Genomic DNA, 15,544 nt, shown 5'->3' with positions numbered 1-15,544 from the left:
CGCTATCGGGGCGTCCGTGAGACGTGAGAGGGTCCGGGGCGTGAGCGAGACAACGTGACCCTTGTCCCCGATGATCCCTACGTCCTGCGCAAGGGCGTGGCCTGGTGCGACGTGCCAGGAGAAGTAGTGGGCCGGTCCGGCGTGACGGCCTGGCGCGGACTGCGGGACTGGACCGCGGCCGGAGTCTGGCCGCGCCTGCAGTCGTCCCTGCTGACCGGGATGCATCGTGCCGACCTGCTGGAACTGGACGACTGCTCTATGGACGGAATGAATGTCAGGCCCTCAAAGGGGGGATCACGTCGGCCCCTCTCCGGTGAGATGGCCGGGAAGTGCCCGCCGCCCGGGCGGACTGCCGGTCGCCTGTGCGGGCGGCGGGAGTCCCGGATCAGTAGCCGTAGATCATCTTGTAGGCGACCTCGGGGAGGAACTGGCCGGCCGTGGAGCCGGTTCCGACACCGCAGTTGCCGTCGGACTCGCCCGGGGTTTTGATCCACAGGAGCATCTCGGCGCCTCCGCCCGTCCGGGTGGGCGTGCCGATGCGGCGGCCGGAGGGGTTGCACCACTGGCCGTTGGAGCCGTTGCCGTTGCGACTGGTGTCCACGACGAACGGCTTGGTGTAGCCGTAGCGGGCGGACAGTTCGTTGTTGACGGCGTTGCCGTAGGCGGTGTTCTCGGCGGTGGTGATGTAGTTGGAGACGTTGAGCGAGAAGCCGTGGGCCTGCCGGAGGCCGGCTTCGTGGAGGCGCCGGGCCATGGTCGCCGCGTCGGCCCAGCGCGGGTTGCCGGCGTCCATGTAGACCCAGGTGTTGGGGGCTTGGCGGTTGAACTCGGCGAGGGCACCGGTGAGCATGGCCTCGCGTTCGTCGATCTGGGCCTGCGTCATACAGCCGTAGTCTCCGAGGGAGTCCGGTTCGAGGATGACGACCGCAGGGCGGGCCGCGATGCCTCCGGCGAACTGAGCGATCCAGCCGGCGTAGGCGGACGGCGAGGCGGCTCCGCCGGCGGAGTGCCCGCCGCAGTAGTCACGGTGGTAGATGTTGTAGGCGACCAGGATGGGCAGCTTGTCCCGGTGGTCCGCCGCTCCGACGTAGGCACCTGTCGCGGTGCTGATGGTGCCGCTCCAGGAGCCGAACCAGCGGGCCATCGGTGTGTTGGCGATGGAGGCGTTGATCGCGGCGGCCCGGCCGTCGCCGGGGTTGGCGGCCGCCCACCGCCTCGCGCTCGAGTCGGGGTCCACGTAGAACCCGTTGGTCATGGTGGTGGGGTCGGCCGCGTGGGCGGAGGGTGCGGCGGCGAACGCCAGCGGCAGAGCACAGAGCGCTGCCGAGGCCCAGGTCCGCCAGGCCGCCGACGCGATGGTGTCCTCGGGCATGCGGGACGCCGGCTACCGGTACGTGGTGGTCGACGACTGCTGGTTCGACCCGCAGCGTGACGCGCAGGGCAACCTGCGGGCCAACCCGACGAAGTTCCCGAGCGGGATGAAGGCCCTCGGGGACTACATCCACAGCAAGGGCCTGAAGTTCGGCATCTACCAGGTGCCGGGCGAGCGCACCTGCGCGCAGACCGTGGGCACTTACCCGGGCGCCACGGGCAGCAGGGGCCACGAGGTCCAGGACGCCGCCACGTTCGCCACATGGGGGGTCGACTACCTCAAGTACGACTGGTGTTCATCGAGCGGCACGCGTGACGAGCAGGTCGCGCGGTTCAAGCTGATGCGTGATGCCTTGCGCGCCACCGGTCGGCCGATCGTCTACAGCATCAACCCTCAACAGCTTCCACGCCATCACGGGGTCCACGTACAACTGGGGCGAGGTTGCCGACCTGTGGCGGACGACCGAGGACCTGCTCGACATCTGGCAGAACGGCAACACCAACAGCTACCCGATGGGCGTCGGCAACGTCCTGGACGTCAATGCGCCGCTGGCCGCACAGTCCGGCCCGGGGCACTGGAACGACCCCGACATGCTGGTCGTCGGCCGCCCCGGCCTGTCACTGACCGAGTCCCGCTCCCACTTCGCCCTCGCGGTCACCTCCGTCGCGCCCGGGTTCGTGGCCACCGAACGGCAGACGGGGAAGTTGTCCGGCCCGGAAGGAGAACGTCTGCGCGCGGAGAGCCCCTTCGGGCGCGTCGGCACCCCGGAAGAGGTCGCCGCCACGGTGCATTTCCTCGCCTCCCCGGCCGCGGCATGGGCCTCGGGAACCATCGTCGACCTCAACGGCGCGTCTCACCTGCGCACTTGACACCCAACCGCGCGAGAGAAGAACGGCGCGCGTGTGGGGCCCCGCCCACGCAGGGGACCAGCTCGGCCTGGAGGTGACGGTGCGCGGGAAACTGGAACCGCTGAGAACGAAGATGGCCGAGCTCGTCGATCGCGGCGGTACGGGCCCACGGCGAACGCAGCCTGACTCACCCCGCCGTCGTCGCCCTCGACCGACTCGGCATGACCGCTGCCCGAGCGACAGAGGTTGTCGCGCTCGGAGGTCCTGGGGCCGGCCTCGGCCGCACTCCGTGCCGCCGAGGCCGATCACCTCCCGCTCGAGCCGGCCGGCATCGGACCGTCCCTGCCGCGTTACGTGCCCCTGCAGCAGGATCTCCCGGGCGGATGCGCCTCTTCGGACCTACGTGCCGGCAAGTGCTGCGCGTAGGCGACGGGCCTGGCTCACCAGCCGTGAGCTGCCCCGCCGGGCGGCTATCGGGTCGAGTCCGGGTATTACGCCCTGGGCTCCGGTGCGTTCGGCGCACTCGGCGGCGACGGTGAGCAGTTCGCCGAAGCCACGGGACTCGGCGGGGGAGAGGTCTTTGGACAGGAGCGGTGGCAGCGCGTCACGCAGTACGGTCCAGACGGTGCGGTACGCGCCGGTGGACGCGGCCGTTCCCAGGGACTCCGCCAGGCGGCTCGGAGTGACGATCCCGATGAGCATCAGCGCACCGAGGTCGGTGGCGAGCGCACCGGCATCCAGCTTCTTCTGTGCCGCCAACAGCAGCAGTGCGTCGACCGCGGCGATTCTGTCCTCCTGGCGCTGGACGCCGAGCCCGCCGGCCACCACCAGGGACGTCGCGGGCCCGCTCGCGCCGGGTGACTGCGCGAGCAAGGGCAGGACAGAGCAGACGTCCGGATCTTTCTCGGGGTACTGGGCGCAGGGCAGGACGTGCTGTATCAGCCGCAGGGCTATGAGTTCGGGGTGCTCCGGCAGGAGGGCGGGCCAGTGGGTCTGCTGGACGGCCGCGGTGGCGGCGCACCAGCACCGGTGGTGGGAACCGAGTGCCGGACTCCCCAGCTCACGGAAAGCGAGTGGGAACATGTGCACGGCGGTGATCTCGCCGGACCGGACGACCGGTGTCGTCTGGTCCGTCACCGTGCGGTGCAGGACCGTGCCGGTGAGGCCGCCGGTCCGCAGCCAGTCGGCGAGCCGCCGCCCCTCGGGCGTGCCCAGCACCGCGGCCCGCTCGGCGGCGGCCTCGGCGGCCGCCCGGTCCGTGGTGCGCACCCGCAGCAGGGCCTGTGCGAAGTCGCACGCTCCGACGTGGGCGCCCAGCCGCTGGTACGTCTCCAGCCGGTCGGTCAGTTCTCCTGGCTCCAGCAGCCCGTTGTCCCAGCCCGGCGTCGACAGCAGGAACGGCTGCGGATCGGTGAGCAACCTGTGGGCGATCTCCCAGAAGCGGGCCCGGAAGGGGCCGTCCGGGAGGCATCCGGCATTCGCGCCCCCGCCGTCGAGCACTGCCTTCGCGGTGCGCGGTGTGATCCGCTGGTGGAGGCCGGCGAGGACCAGGTCGAGGGCGAGTCGCGGGGTGTAGCGGACATGGGAGGGGGCGAAGGCGGAGGGGACCGAGTCGTCGGGGAGAGGCCGGCGGCAGGTGCGGGACCACCACCGCGTCGCCGCTACCGGCTCGAGCGCCTCCAGCAGTGCTGCTCGATCCTCATGGGCCCAGCGCACCAGTCCGTCCAGGGTCCGCTCGAAGTCGGCGACGGGCAGGATGCCGTGGGAGGCCAGCAGCGCGCCGGTCTCCTCGGCCGTCTCCGCCACTGAGGCCGGCGGCGACGCGAGCGCGACCGGGGACGGAACGGGCGGCAGCGTGTCCTCGCCGGCCGCGTGCAGAGCTTCTTCCGCTCCGGTTCCCAGGGCTTCAACCACTCGGGTGCGCAGGCCGGGGGCGATGGGCGCGGCCGAGGTGAGGATCTCTTCACGCGAGGCGGCGTCGGTCAGATGTGTCCCGTGCCGCTCGATCAGCTTCAGGGCCCGTTCCTGGGCTTCGGTGTCCTCGTGGGTGAGGGCGTGGGACGCGGCCGGGAGCAGTGCGTCGGCTGTGGCGGTGTCGCGGGTGACCACTGTGTCCAGCAGTTTCAGCTGAGCTCGGACCAGGTTCTTCTCTGGCCGGGTGAGCACCGCTCGCGTCATGTCGGCCAGGTCATGCGTCGGCAGGGAGCCGGTCAGGGCGAGCTCGGCGAGGACGGACTGGGCGTGGACGGCGACGGGCTGGAGCGCGTCGGCGGCCAGGGCCCGCCAGTCGGCGGCATGGCCGGCGTGCTCCTCGGCGGACAGACCGAGGTCGAGCAGCAGCCGGTGGAACACCCGCTGGTCCACTGCCGTGCCGCCGCGCAACAGCCGCCCCAGACATCCGTCGACCATGGTGGCGCGGTCGAGCGTGCCTTCCGCGTTGAGCCGCGCGAGAGCGAGAAGCCAAGGGTTGTCCTTGTTGGAGTGACCGCTGTTCAGCGCCTGGCCGGTCCCCCCTGCCGTGAAGAGGCCGGCCACCATGGGCTTGAGGTAGGGCGACTGCCTCAGCCGCTCGGCGATCACGTCGGTGTCCCAGGCATTGCCGTAGATGTTGCGTATCCACGCGTCCACGGAGGCGTCGGTCACCGGCATCGGGCATCGGGCCGCCTGCACGATCGCTTCGAGAAGGTGATACCGGATGTCCGTGGAGGGCCTGCGGTCGGCGATCCGGTGCGCCAGCTCCGCCAGCCATTCGGCGGGGCGCTCCTCGAGCATGGAAAGGAATCTCTTCTCCGCCACCCACATGCGCTCCCAGCCGGAAGCAGTGAGCCAGGACGCGACGGCCGCCGCTCCGCTCTGGCAGGCGAGGCCCGCCACGAGCAGCGCAGGAGAGGCCGCTTGGAGCTGCGGCGTCACCCAGGCGTCGCGGAACTCCTTGCGCAACGCCTTCAGCGCCGGCAGTTCCCCGCGCCGTTCGGCGGCCGTCATGCCGTTCACGATCGTCACCACGTCGTCCGTCCGCCCGCCGCGCACCGCTTCGACCAGCTTGCTCAACTGTTCCTCTCCCGTCGTGCCATCCGTACCGCCAGCGCGTGCTTGCAGGGGCCGCGTCCGCCCCGGTATCTCGCCCACCACAGGCAACTGCACCTCAAGACGCCGGCGTCCTCGCGCACCCGGTGGGTGTGGCCGTCCTCGGCCGTGACGGTGCCCATCGCGCCGTCCAGCGTCACAGCACCGGCCGACAGCAGGGCACGGGCATGCCGCAGCCTCGGGTTGTGACGCTCGGCGAGACCGGAATCGTAGGGCAGCTGCCGGTGGAAATAGGCTGCTTCGGCCGTGTCGTAACCCACCCGGCCAGAGGTCGCCAGGCGCGTCAGCGCCGACCGGACCCGCGCGGTGGTCAGCCCGCAGGCCGCGGCCAGAGCACTCACGTCGATCCGCGGTTCCCACGCCAGCAGCACGGCCACCAGTTCCGCGTCCTGGACGGTCTCGTCGTCGGCCAGTGCCTCCAGTACGCCGCCCTCGCCGGAGAAACCCCTTGCGGGGTCCGGGGAGAGAGTGAGCGTCAGGCGTATGCCCGGCAGAACCGCTTCCCAGGCACTCGCGGTGGCCGCCCGGCCGTCCCCCACGGGACCGTAGACACGCAGCGCGGTAGCGTGCCGCAGCACACGGTGAAACGCGGCCAGCCGCTCCGGTCCGGGCAGGCACACCGCTCCTGGTGCGGGACACGTCGTGGGCCTGAGTCCCTGCCGGGCCGGCACGAACCAAACGGGGCCGCGCGGTTCTCTTCCACCGCTGCGAGGAAATGACCGCAGGAATCGGACTGCTTCGGACGCGGGCAGTTCGGCACGCAGGTCGAACTTGGCAGCGATCGCCTGCGCCTCCGCGAAGCCGCGCAACCACCGGTCGGGCAGGGGCACCTTCTTCTCCACCACCGCGCCGCCCAGTGTGGTCACCGCCAACTCGTCCGGCCCCACCCGCAGATGAACCGGATCGCGTGGGCCGACGCGCGTGAGCGCCTCACGTAACGGGTTGTTGACGTCGAAGTTGCTGGTGCCATGCCCGATCTCTCCCCCGTCGAGTGCGTCTGCCAGCACGTCGAGCCGTGCGTAGACACCGCAGCAGCCGGAGAACGACTCGAAGCGGAGCCGGTCGCCGTTGCCGGTCACCACCGGATCCAGCCAAGCCGGTAGGCGAGGCCGGTAGTAGCGGGCGGCGGCGATGTCGGCCACCGAGAGCAGGCCGGCGGCGGCTGCCTGGGGACTGGTGAGGAAACCCGAGAAGAACCGGGGATGGTCCTGGAAGCCGGAGGGCGTCGCGCCTCGGGAGGTCTCCAGCCCCAAGAGGCTTCCGTCCGTCGAGGCTTCGAACGCGGAGGAACGCGCATAGGCGAGGGTCCCCGATGATCGCGTCATGGAGGAGACACTAGAGGCGACCACCGACAATGCCCTGATCAAGCCCTCGCGGCCGGCACTCGAACGAAGAGAGCCCACCGGTCCGGGTCCGCCTTTGCCCCGATTCAGAGTGGATCGCGTTCTTCACTCTCGAGAAAGAACCTCACACGCGGTACCAGGAAAGCGAACGGTTCGGCGTTTCCGACGAGAGCACTGGCCGCTGCGGACACGACCGGCCCGGAAAGAGCTGTGCAGGAATCGAGTGGGATACCGAGAGAGATCTCCTGCCGGGTCACCTGTCCGTGCCACGGTTGAACCGAGAGCGCACGGTCCTGAGGCACGCAGTAGGCGAGCATCCTCCCGTAGTCGGGAAAAGCGCGTCGCCAGGGTCCATCCGTCGGCCACTCGGGCAGCGGAACGAGGTGGGCCTCGGCGTCCGGTGCGGTACCGCGCCCCGGAGCCAGAAGAAGATCGATCCGATCGTCCTGCGCAACGAGTACCGAAGCTCGATCAAGAACGTGCATGGGCAACCCCTCGGCGACCATGCGCGCACCGAGGGCGTGCATCGTACGGTCGACGGCGGTACTGAGGAAGTAGACGCCCAGGGAACCTGTGCGGGGGTGGCGCACGTAGATCCGCCAGTTGCTCTGCAACGGGGAGGGCAGGAGCCGCCGCCACCGGCCGAACAGCGCCGGCCCCAGATGCCCATGGCGGTAACTCAGGAAGGTCACCATCGCCTGGTCGCCGCTCTCACCGAGACGCTGCAGTTCCAGGCCGGGCGGGACCAGGGGCGCGATGCGGTGAGCATCGACCACGTAGTTGACGTAGACAACGTCGGTCACGTTGCTGACAAAGACCATTGAGGGGATGCGCTCACACAGCCTCCGCAGCAGTCGGCTGTCGGCCACCCAGTTCAGCGGTGCGGCGAGCCGGCCTCGCGGATGAACCCACGGTGCGTACCGCCCGTACCTGGTCTGCCGGCGCGTGCGACGCAATGAACGCTCAGCGACCCAAGCGGCCAGGCCGACCGACAGGACGGAGCCGAGCACGAGGAGCGTGAACATGAAGGCAGTATGACAACCGCGGCGAATCCGGCTTCGGCCGCCAGGGACGTGGCATGCGGTCTCACCCCAGTACTCGGGCCACGTTCGTGAGCCGGAGCCCGCGCCTGCCAGTGGCCGTCCGCGGTGAGCAATCCGGTACGGGTCCGCCTGCCGACGTTGTCGTCGGTCGACTGGGCCCCCAGCCGATTGCCGGTCTCCTGGGAGCTGCCGGTCACCTGTCTCCCGACAACGGACCCGGCGGGTAGGTCCGAAGGATTACGCCCCGCCGATGAAGGCAGAAACGTGTCGCGAAGCGCGGGCGGCCTTCCCGCTCCGCATGTCACCTGGCGTCGAAGGACTCCCGTGCCTTTTCGATCTGGGGCATGTATGTCCGTACCCAGTCCAGGAGGACATCGACGGGCGGGCGCATGGTTTTCCCCAGCGGAGCGACCCGGTACTCCACTGCGACCGGCCTGGAGCTCACGACCTCGCGCTCGATGATGCCGTTGCGCTCCAGTCTGCGCAGGGTGGCAGTCAGCGACTTCTGTGTGACCGAGGGGATCGCACGGCGCAGCTCGTTGAACCGGCGCGGTCCCTCGCACAGCTCGCTGAGCACGCTCAAGGACCACTTGTCCAGCACTTGGTCGAGCAGTTCGCGGTGCGGCGCCGGGATGCTCAGTTCGTCGTCGTGGGAAGAGGCGGTATCGGTCATGAAACCTGGTCTCGTTGAAGTGTCCTGTGACTCCTAGGTATCAAAGGTATACGAGGTCCGTCACCGGAAGGAGACCACCATGTCCGTCCAACGTTTCACCCCCGAGGGCTTGCTGCAGCCCGCGCCTTACCATCACGTCGCCGTCGGCACCGGCAGCAGACACGTCCACGTCAGCGGGCAGACTTCCAGCCTCGCGGACGGGACCCCCGTCGCGCCGGGAGATCTCTCCGGGCAGGTCGCGCAGGCGCTGCGGAACACCGCACGCGGTCTCGCCGGGGCCGGCGCGACGTTCGACGACGTGGTCCGACTGACCGTCTACGTCACCCAGTGGAAGCCGGAGAAGATGGGCGCCTTCATGGCGGGCGTCGAAAGCGTCGCGGACGAGATCGGGCTGCCCCAGCCCCTCCCCCCGGCGTCACTCATCGGCGTCGACTGCCTCTTCGACCCGGGCGTCCTCGTCGAAATCGAAGCCACCGCCCTCGCCGACTGACCGACCGCTTGCACAGGCCCGCCCACCTGTGGCAGGTCCAGAACTCAGCTCTCTACCGACGCGCTTGTGGAAGGGCTTCGCATATCCCAGCCGAGCGAGGACGCTCGGCCCGACCATCCCGGTTCAGCGTGGGAACACCCGCCCGACCGACGCTTTCGCTGCCCGAGGGCACACGGCGCGACGCAGCTGTGCGCCGTTCCAGCCCTGAAAGGGAGTAACCGCTACCGGGGCCGCCTGGTGCGAAGCGGACCAGTACGTGAACCAGTGCGGGCACGCCAACTCGTGGCTCACGTGCAGGGGCTGTCGGAACGCCCCACCGAGATGCCGCCCCGCTGCGGCATGCGAGGACCGGCGCATTCCCCACGAATGACCAGGACAAGACGGCCCCTCCCTGTACGAGGCGGTCGTCATCAGAGCGGCACACCGTGGCCGCACCTTATGGGAAAAGGATCAATAGCCATGAAGCGTTCCACTTCGCGCATCGCCGTCACCGTGATGGCGGCGGCAGCCCTGACGGCTCTCCTTCCGGCCTCTCCGGCTGCCGCGATCAACCAGACCGACTGCGGCGACAGGACCGACTTCGTCAAAGTCTGGTACGACGGCGGTGCACAGACCATGTGCTTCGCCAACGGGGGCACTGTGACCCTTCAGCTTCCCAACGTCACGAAGGTCACCTCCGGCGACAACAACGTCGCGATGTTCCTGAGCGGTCGAGCAGTCACCATGAACAAGTGGTCCACCCTGGTCGACACCGAAGGACTCAACGCGACGCTTCACGCCCTCCAGATCTACTGACCCACCGCCAGGGTGCCGGGCCACGCAGGCCCTTTCGGTGTACGACATGCTCCGTGACGCGCCGACAGCGTCCCCACGCGGCCCGGGGCATGCCCGCCTACCCTCGCAGCCCTACCGGGGGTACACCTCGTACCTTCTGGCACCTCCCCACGGCCGACCGGTAGCTGCCCCAACGATGGCCTCCGTCCTTAACGACGCATCGCGATACGGCAGTTGCCCGGCCGCCGGCAAGACTGCGCTCCCGTAAGCTGCGTCGGTCCGATGCGTGTGTACGGGAGGAGTTCGTCGTGGTGCAGCCGTTGGAACAGGAAGATCCGGACTCCCTGGGTGACTATCGGGTGGTGGGTCGACTGGGTGAAGGCGGCATGGGGCGGGTCTTCCTCGGGCGTTCGCCGAGCGGCCGGTCCGTGGCGATCAAGGTGGTGCACGCGTCGCTGGTGCATGAGCCGGAGTTCCGGGACCGGTTCCGACGCGAGGTGGAGGTGTCGCGTCTGGTCGGGGGAGCTTTCACCGCCCCCGTGATCGACGCCGACACGGAGGCCGAACAACCCTGGATGGTCTCCAGCTACATCCCCGGCCCCTCGCTCCACCAGGCGGTCGCCGAACAGGGGGTCCTGCCCCCGGTGACGCTGGCCGCTCTGGCCGCGGGTCTGGCCGAGGCCCTGGTCTCCATCCACCGGGCCGGCCTGGTGCACCGCGACCTCAAGCCCTCCAACGTGCTGCTCACCGACGACGGCCCGCGCGTCATCGACTTCGGCATCGCCCGCGCGCTCGACGCCACCGCCCTCACCAGGACCGGGGCCACCATCGGCTCGGCGGGCTTCATGTCCCCCGAGCAGGTAGCCGGCGGCGAGATCACCGCGGCCAGCGACGTCTTCTCCCTGGGCGCGGTGCTCGCCTTCGCCGCCACCGGGACCGGTCCGTTCGGCGTGGGATCGGCGCCCGCCATGCTCTACCGCGTGGTGTACGAGCCCCCGGACCTTCAGGGCGTCCCGGACCCCGAGCTGCGCGCCCTGCTGGCCGACTGCCTGGCCAAGGAACCGGCACTGCGCCCCACTCCGCAGCAGATTCTCCGCCGGGTGGCCCCGGCCGCTCCCTGGGCCCCGCACATGCCGCCGGCCGGCCGGCCGGCCACCACCGGAGAGACCGGTGGGCCCACGCGGCCCGCCACCCTCGCGGAAATGTTCACCCAGTACGCCGGGGCGCCGCTCTCCCCGCCGGAGTCGTCCGGCGGGCGGGCGTCCGCGACGGGCGACCCCCGCCGGTCCATTCGTCGCGACGTGATGGCCCCGGCCGTCGGCGTCCACACGGAGGAAGCGGTTCCCGCATCCGGGTTCGGTCCGGCGTCCGGGTACTCGCCGGTCTCCGCGGGAGCCGTGCCCGGCCCCGGTTCGGTGTCCGCAGCGCCTCGCCCCGTCGCGGCCTGGCGGCTCGACGAACGTTCCGGAACGCGGGCGACGGACGCCGCCGGACGCCACCACGCCACGGCCACGGCGGTCAGATGGGCAACGCGCCACGGTGAGGGCGCCGAGTTCAACGGGTTCAGCAGCGAAGTGGCCACCGAAGGCGCGGTGATCGACACGGCACGCGGCAGCTTCACCGTCGGTGCGTGGGTCCGGCTCGGTGTGATCCCTCCCCACTTCGTCACCGCGGTCAGCCAGGACGGCGAGGAAACCAGCGGCTTCTACCTCCAGTACTCCTCCGACGAGGGCCGATGGGCCTTCGCCCGCCCGGACCTGCGCGTCACGTCGATGTCCGTACCGGTCGCCGGTGCATGGACCCACTTGACCGGTGTCTGCGACAGCGTCGCCGGTGAGTTGCGCCTCTTCGTGAACGGCGTCCAGGAGGGCGCGATCCGTGACAGGATCCTGATCTGGTCCGAGGGGCCCTTCGTCATCGGCCGGGGCCGTTACGGCAGGAGGCCGGTCGATCACTTCCCGGGCAGCATCAAGGACGTCACGGTCTTCGACCGTGCCCTCACCGAGGGGGAGATCGTCGGCCTGCTTCAGCCATGACCCACCCAACAGCCCGAATGGCCGGCTCGGAGAACAGGGGGCACTGCCAGCTGTTCGCGGTGGGACTCGGCGTTCACAGCGGCGGGGCTGATGCAGGTCCGCGGTCGGCTGGTGGGACAGCGGACCTCGGCCACGGGCGGCGATGGCCGAAGGGTGACGCGGTGTGTGGAGAGCCGTAGGGCGGCTGGCAGTTGGCTACAAGGACGTTGTCGGAGGGGTGCCTTACCGTGTCGATCAGGCATCGGGCCCGCCCGCACGGTGCCGGTCACCGATCCCTCGTCAGAAAGCGACTTCGTGGACAACTGGACCAGCACCGTCGGCCCCTCCGGAGATCCTGTGGGGCAGACGTCCCGCAGCAGCGCCTTCCGGGCCTTCGCCCGGCGGCACGGGGTCTCCGACGACGCCATCACCCGCCTGCTGTGGAGCATGGAGCCGGCGGTGTACTTCGACTGGAAGGCCCCGGGGAGTGTCCGGCCCGATGACCGGGTGATCGGTTACATCGGAGGGGCGCCGGAGCTGCCCCTGGACATGGAGTGGGACATGGGCGACGTCTTCGTCGCCTCCTTCGACCTCGCGGCGGTGCCCCGGACGCTGTTCGACGACGGGCTGCCCCGGGAGGGGCATCTCCTGCTGTTCACCTGGTCGGACGCGGGCGGCGGCAAGGCGCTCTACATACCGCCCGGGACCGAGACGGCTGTGGCCCCAGTGCCCGTCCCGAGCGCACTGGACCTGCGGTTCGGGTCCTCCCACATGGTGCTGGAGCGCAGGACCATGGTGGCCTCCCGCGACGACGCCTGGGACGCCCACGCCTGGCTGATCGGCGAGGAGTACGGGGGCATCTGGGACGAGGTGGAGGACGAGGAGGCCGAGTGGCACGCTCGGCTGGAGGCCGCCGTCGAGGAGTACGCCGCCAAGGTCGGCGTCCGGCCGGCCATGAACAACAGCACCGACAAACTGCGGGGAGTGCAGCGGAACGTCCACGACAGCTGGGACTACGTCACCGAGGCGTTCCAGCGTCTGCGGGAGGAGGCGGTCCTCGCACTCCGGGACGACCCGGAGCGGTTCGACGAGGTGTACGACCGGGCGTGGCGGGAGCTGCCCGAACAACCGCTGTTGCACCTCGCGACCTTCAACATGGAGTCGCTGCAGTACGGCTGGATGGACGGCGACATCAGCTGGTTGATCAGCCGCGACGACCTCCACGCCAGACGGTTCGACAAGGTCGAGCACCACTGGCTGGGCTGACCCCGGCGGCTCGCGCACACGCCCCCGCGCGATCGCCTCGCATGAGACGGTCCGTCGCTGGTGTGTCACGTTCGGACAGACCTACGCCGACGCGCTCCGCCGTCGGCATCTCCGGTCCGGGGTGGCCGGCGCACGAACCACCGGTCCGTCGACGGCCGCCCCGCGCTCCGGTACCAAGAGCGGTCGAAGAGCGGTCGGCAGCGATGCTCGCCAGGCGGATGATGAGCACAGCGCCGACGCGGACGCCGGTGTCGAGTAGGGCCTCGACGGCGCCCGTCGGACAGTCGGCGAGATGGAGCAATGATGCGGGTCGGTCGGCTGCGCGAACTGAGCTTCCGACCTGGGCGCACGGCTCCGACACCCGCCCGGCGTAGCAGGGAGAAGAGGGAATGTTCAGCAGTAATAGGACTGCATGACGCGGTCGAAGCGCCGCGCCAGAAGGTCCTCACGGCGGATGATCCAACTCACCTCGCCGTCGCCGGTGTCGAACAGCTCGGACTCGCCGAACTCCAGGAGGTTCAGCCAGGGGCCGCCCTCCTTCCACCACGCTTTCTCCAGACCCTCGGCATGCAGCTCGTCGAACCTCTCCGGCGTATCCCTCAGCGTGACCACAGCTTCTTCGCACCGCTCCAAGAACTCCCTGCCGTACTGGCACCAGTAGTCCCGAGGACTCAACAACTCCCCCCGCAGGGTGCAGGTCCGGTGCACGAAGGGGATACTCCCGACTTGCTCGGCGTACTCCGTGATCGCCTCCAGAAGCGGACGGAGCGTCTCCCTGTCGTCCTCGTGGACGTCATCGAGGTCAGGCATCAGAGCCCGGGGATGGTCGTACTGGTGCTCGGGAGCCCATGTCCAGCCCAGGGGGTCCCATGATGTACCGGGGCGGTAGACCAGTGGCCGGCGCTTCAGGACCTGTGTCGTCCACGTGTTGTACGGGGCAATGACCGAGACGCCCGCGGGTGCGGGTCGTACGGTCGTCTCGGTGCCTGGCGGTACGTACACCACCGGTGCGGACTCGTCGTCCTCGTAGCCGACGTTCGTGAAGAACAACAGGTGTCCCTCACGGGGAAGATTGAGGGACAGGGGCTGCTCCGGTATCGCGGCCAGGTCCAGGCCGGCGACATAGACTTCCCCGCCCTCCCAGGGAACACTGGTGGGCAGCTCGGGCAGGCCGCCGGTGTGACCGACCACGATGTCGTGAGGGCCGACAGCCGCCGGATCGACCATGTCCAGGTGTACGGACGGCTGCATGCACCACATGATGCGGGTGATGGCGTCGTCGGAGACGCCGTGTTCACGGGCGAAAGTCCGGAACTCGTCTGTGTATGACATACCGTCATCCTCACACCTGCCATTGACATGCCATGCGCTCGGGCTTCGTCAGCGGACCGCGTGCGAGGCACCTTTCCGGTGCCGTCGGCATGCTCTCGGCCGGCTGGCAGCTGGGCAGTCGGCCAGTAGGGCCGTGCCATCGGCGTACCAGGCGAGGAATTGCCGCACTCAAAGCGGACCTGGCCGCGGAGGAGGGCGCAGCAGCCGAACCGGCCGTCTCATCATGCCCACCACATCCGGGCCGCGGCAGCACGATCACCCGCAGCCTGTCCGGCGTCCAGCTCGTCGCCTCCGGCGCCCGTGCCGGCCTGGTGGACGCGATCGACGCGGTCCTGCCTGGCGCCTCCTGACAGCGCTGCCGCACCCACTGAAGCCGTAAGGAATCAACCTGTCGGGGTGGCGCCTTCGTTTTGTGCTGCGGTGAGGAGATCAGCGGCGGATCGGTAGCGGGTACTGGCCGGGGACGGGAGGAGTCCGGCTTCGGCGAGCAGGGGGCGGATCTCGCGGACCGTGTTGCCGATCGAGGATCTGCTGACGTCGCCCAACGCCTCGGCGAGGACGTCCATAGTGCACAACTTGCGCAGAAAGTGGTGGTCCTCGACCTGGACCGGATCGCCCTTGGGTGCGTACTTGGGCGCCGCCCAGCACGACCTGCTGGCCTTCAGATCTAGCGACAGATCTGGTTGAACAACCCGCAGGAACGGCTACACGAGGAGATCCTCCCCCACGGCTGCGCCGCGGGAGGTGCCCCCAGCCGCACCGACGTGGTCGGCATCTTCTCCGACCGCACCGCCGTCATCCGGCTCGTCGGTGCGGTCCTGGCCGTGCTGAACGACGAATGGACCGAAGCCTGCCGTTATATGGGCCGCGAACTCCTCGTCAAGGCCCGACTCCAACCGATCGAGTCAGAAACCGACGACCCGGCCGTGCCTACCGAACTCACCGCATAGCCTCGCACGAGATCACCGAGGCCACCGAGTGGCCGTCGATACACCACTCCAGCGGACGTGACCCTCAGCGTGGCGCCGCTGCCTTCTGATGGCGGTGCCCTATTCGAGACGAGGGCAGCGGCCTGGTCGCAACAGGTACAGACGCCTTTTGTGGGTGGGTCCGCAGTCGATCCAGAACCAGGAGCCCCCTTGCGGTGAATGGGCCCCATCGGGGTGCTGATTACGGAGTGGGGCCGCTGCCGTAGCCGGTGAGGTCACTGAACCCCTTCCAACCTGACGGGTGGTTGAGCTGCGGGCCCCGGCGGCGGACATGAAGAAAGCTCCTGGTAGACGGGTTCACGACCAAGATCA

Annotated in this window: 11 protein-coding genes and 2 pseudogenes; 7 read left to right on the top strand and 6 right to left on the bottom strand. The window is 69.4% G+C overall.

From position 1 onward, the window contains the following. Positions 1–385 precede the first annotated feature (385 nt). Positions 386–1,372, bottom strand: a complete 987-nt coding sequence (locus ACZ6A9_RS11770; protein WP_468983056.1) for a glycoside hydrolase family 6 protein — start codon at positions 1,370–1,372, stop codon at positions 386–388. Between ACZ6A9_RS11770 and ACZ6A9_RS11765 the strand changes: the two are divergent. Together ACZ6A9_RS11765 and ACZ6A9_RS11760 are read left to right on the top strand one after the other, a co-directional pair. Then, a pseudogene (locus ACZ6A9_RS11765) lies at positions 1,254–1,703 on the top strand (glycoside hydrolase family 27 protein); the annotation flags it as partial. The gene ACZ6A9_RS11770 and the pseudogene ACZ6A9_RS11765 sit on opposite strands and share 119 nt — an antisense overlap. 16 nt (positions 1,704–1,719) lie before the next feature. Continuing rightward, positions 1,720–2,241, top strand: a complete 522-nt coding sequence (locus ACZ6A9_RS11760) for an SDR family oxidoreductase (protein ID WP_468983053.1) — start codon at positions 1,720–1,722, stop codon at positions 2,239–2,241. A gap of 378 nt (positions 2,242–2,619) precedes the next feature. Here the strand turns inward: ACZ6A9_RS11760 and ACZ6A9_RS11755 are convergent, their stop codons facing one another. The 4 genes from ACZ6A9_RS11755 to ACZ6A9_RS11740 all read right to left on the bottom strand — a co-directional run bounded on the left by ACZ6A9_RS11755 (position 2,620) and on the right by ACZ6A9_RS11740 (position 8,366). Then, positions 2,620–5,271 carry a DUF7825 domain-containing protein gene (locus ACZ6A9_RS11755; protein WP_468983050.1) on the bottom strand — a complete coding sequence of 884 codons (2,652 nt, stop codon included), beginning with the start codon at positions 5,269–5,271 and terminating at the stop codon, positions 2,620–2,622. Then, complete coding sequence (locus ACZ6A9_RS11750; RefSeq protein ID WP_467074392.1) at positions 5,268–6,632, bottom strand: SWIM zinc finger family protein; 1,365 nt, start codon at positions 6,630–6,632, stop codon at positions 5,268–5,270. The genes ACZ6A9_RS11755 and ACZ6A9_RS11750 overlap by 4 nt, the downstream gene beginning before the upstream one ends. A 104-nt stretch (positions 6,633–6,736) precedes the next feature. Beyond that, positions 6,737–7,675 (bottom strand): DUF2071 domain-containing protein, encoded by a 939-nt coding sequence (locus tag ACZ6A9_RS11745; RefSeq protein ID WP_468983047.1) that lies wholly within the window; start codon positions 7,673–7,675, stop codon positions 6,737–6,739. A 319-nt stretch (positions 7,676–7,994) separates the two neighbouring features. Beyond that, complete coding sequence (locus ACZ6A9_RS11740) at positions 7,995–8,366, bottom strand: winged helix-turn-helix transcriptional regulator (protein ID WP_061441704.1); 372 nt, start codon at positions 8,364–8,366, stop codon at positions 7,995–7,997. Positions 8,367–8,445: 79 nt separating this feature from the next. On the opposite strand from ACZ6A9_RS11740, the gene ACZ6A9_RS11735 reads away from it, so the two are divergent. From ACZ6A9_RS11735 to ACZ6A9_RS11720, 4 genes are all read left to right on the top strand, one after another. Next, entirely contained in the window at positions 8,446–8,856 is a 411-nt protein-coding gene (locus tag ACZ6A9_RS11735) for a RidA family protein (RefSeq protein WP_467074388.1), read from the top strand. A 459-nt stretch (positions 8,857–9,315) separates the two neighbouring features. Continuing rightward, positions 9,316–9,651, top strand: a complete 336-nt coding sequence (locus ACZ6A9_RS11730; protein WP_468983044.1) for a beta/gamma crystallin domain-containing protein — start codon at positions 9,316–9,318, stop codon at positions 9,649–9,651. 287 nt (positions 9,652–9,938) lie between these two features. After that, positions 9,939–11,666 carry a protein kinase domain-containing protein gene (locus tag ACZ6A9_RS11725; RefSeq protein WP_468983042.1) on the top strand — a complete coding sequence of 576 codons (1,728 nt, stop codon included), beginning with the start codon at positions 9,939–9,941 and terminating at the stop codon, positions 11,664–11,666. Positions 11,667–12,002: 336 nt separating this feature from the next. Further along, positions 12,003–12,911 (top strand): DUF1963 domain-containing protein, encoded by a 909-nt coding sequence (locus ACZ6A9_RS11720; RefSeq protein ID WP_468983037.1) that lies wholly within the window; start codon positions 12,003–12,005, stop codon positions 12,909–12,911. A gap of 393 nt (positions 12,912–13,304) precedes the next feature. Here ACZ6A9_RS11720 and ACZ6A9_RS11715 read toward each other — a convergent pair whose 3' ends face one another. Next, a complete protein-coding gene (locus ACZ6A9_RS11715; RefSeq protein WP_468983034.1) occupies positions 13,305–14,243 on the bottom strand; it encodes a DUF1963 domain-containing protein in 939 nt (312 codons plus the stop codon). A gap of 248 nt (positions 14,244–14,491) precedes the next feature. On the opposite strand from ACZ6A9_RS11715, the pseudogene ACZ6A9_RS11710 reads away from it, so the two are divergent. Then, positions 14,492–15,193: pseudogene (locus ACZ6A9_RS11710) on the top strand (transposase); the annotation flags it as partial. Positions 15,194–15,544: the final 351 nt, after the last annotated feature.

The sequence above is a fragment of the Streptomyces sp. NPDC041124 genome (assembly GCF_055592385.1).
The sequence above is the reverse complement of the archived record's forward strand: the minus strand, read 5'-3'. Positions and strand labels throughout refer to the sequence as shown.

Bases quoted from the DNA above. Each gene is read 5' to 3' on its own strand.
- ACZ6A9_RS11770 (WP_468983056.1), bottom strand. From the start codon at position 1,372: ATGCCCGAGGACACCATCGCGTCGGCGGCCTGGCGGACCTGGGCCTCG.
- ACZ6A9_RS11760 (WP_468983053.1), top strand. From the start codon at position 1,720: ATGCCTTGCGCGCCACCGGTCGGCCGATCGTCTACAGCATCAACCCTC.
- ACZ6A9_RS11750 (WP_467074392.1), bottom strand. From the start codon at position 6,632: ATGACGCGATCATCGGGGACCCTCGCCTATGCGCGTTCCTCCGCGTTC.
- ACZ6A9_RS11745 (WP_468983047.1), bottom strand. From the start codon at position 7,675: ATGTTCACGCTCCTCGTGCTCGGCTCCGTCCTGTCGGTCGGCCTGGCC.
- ACZ6A9_RS11740 (WP_061441704.1), bottom strand. From the start codon at position 8,366: ATGACCGATACCGCCTCTTCCCACGACGACGAACTGAGCATCCCGGCG.
- ACZ6A9_RS11735 (WP_467074388.1), top strand. From the start codon at position 8,446: ATGTCCGTCCAACGTTTCACCCCCGAGGGCTTGCTGCAGCCCGCGCCT.
- ACZ6A9_RS11730 (WP_468983044.1), top strand. From the start codon at position 9,316: ATGAAGCGTTCCACTTCGCGCATCGCCGTCACCGTGATGGCGGCGGCA.
- ACZ6A9_RS11715 (WP_468983034.1), bottom strand. From the start codon at position 14,243: ATGTCATACACAGACGAGTTCCGGACTTTCGCCCGTGAACACGGCGTC.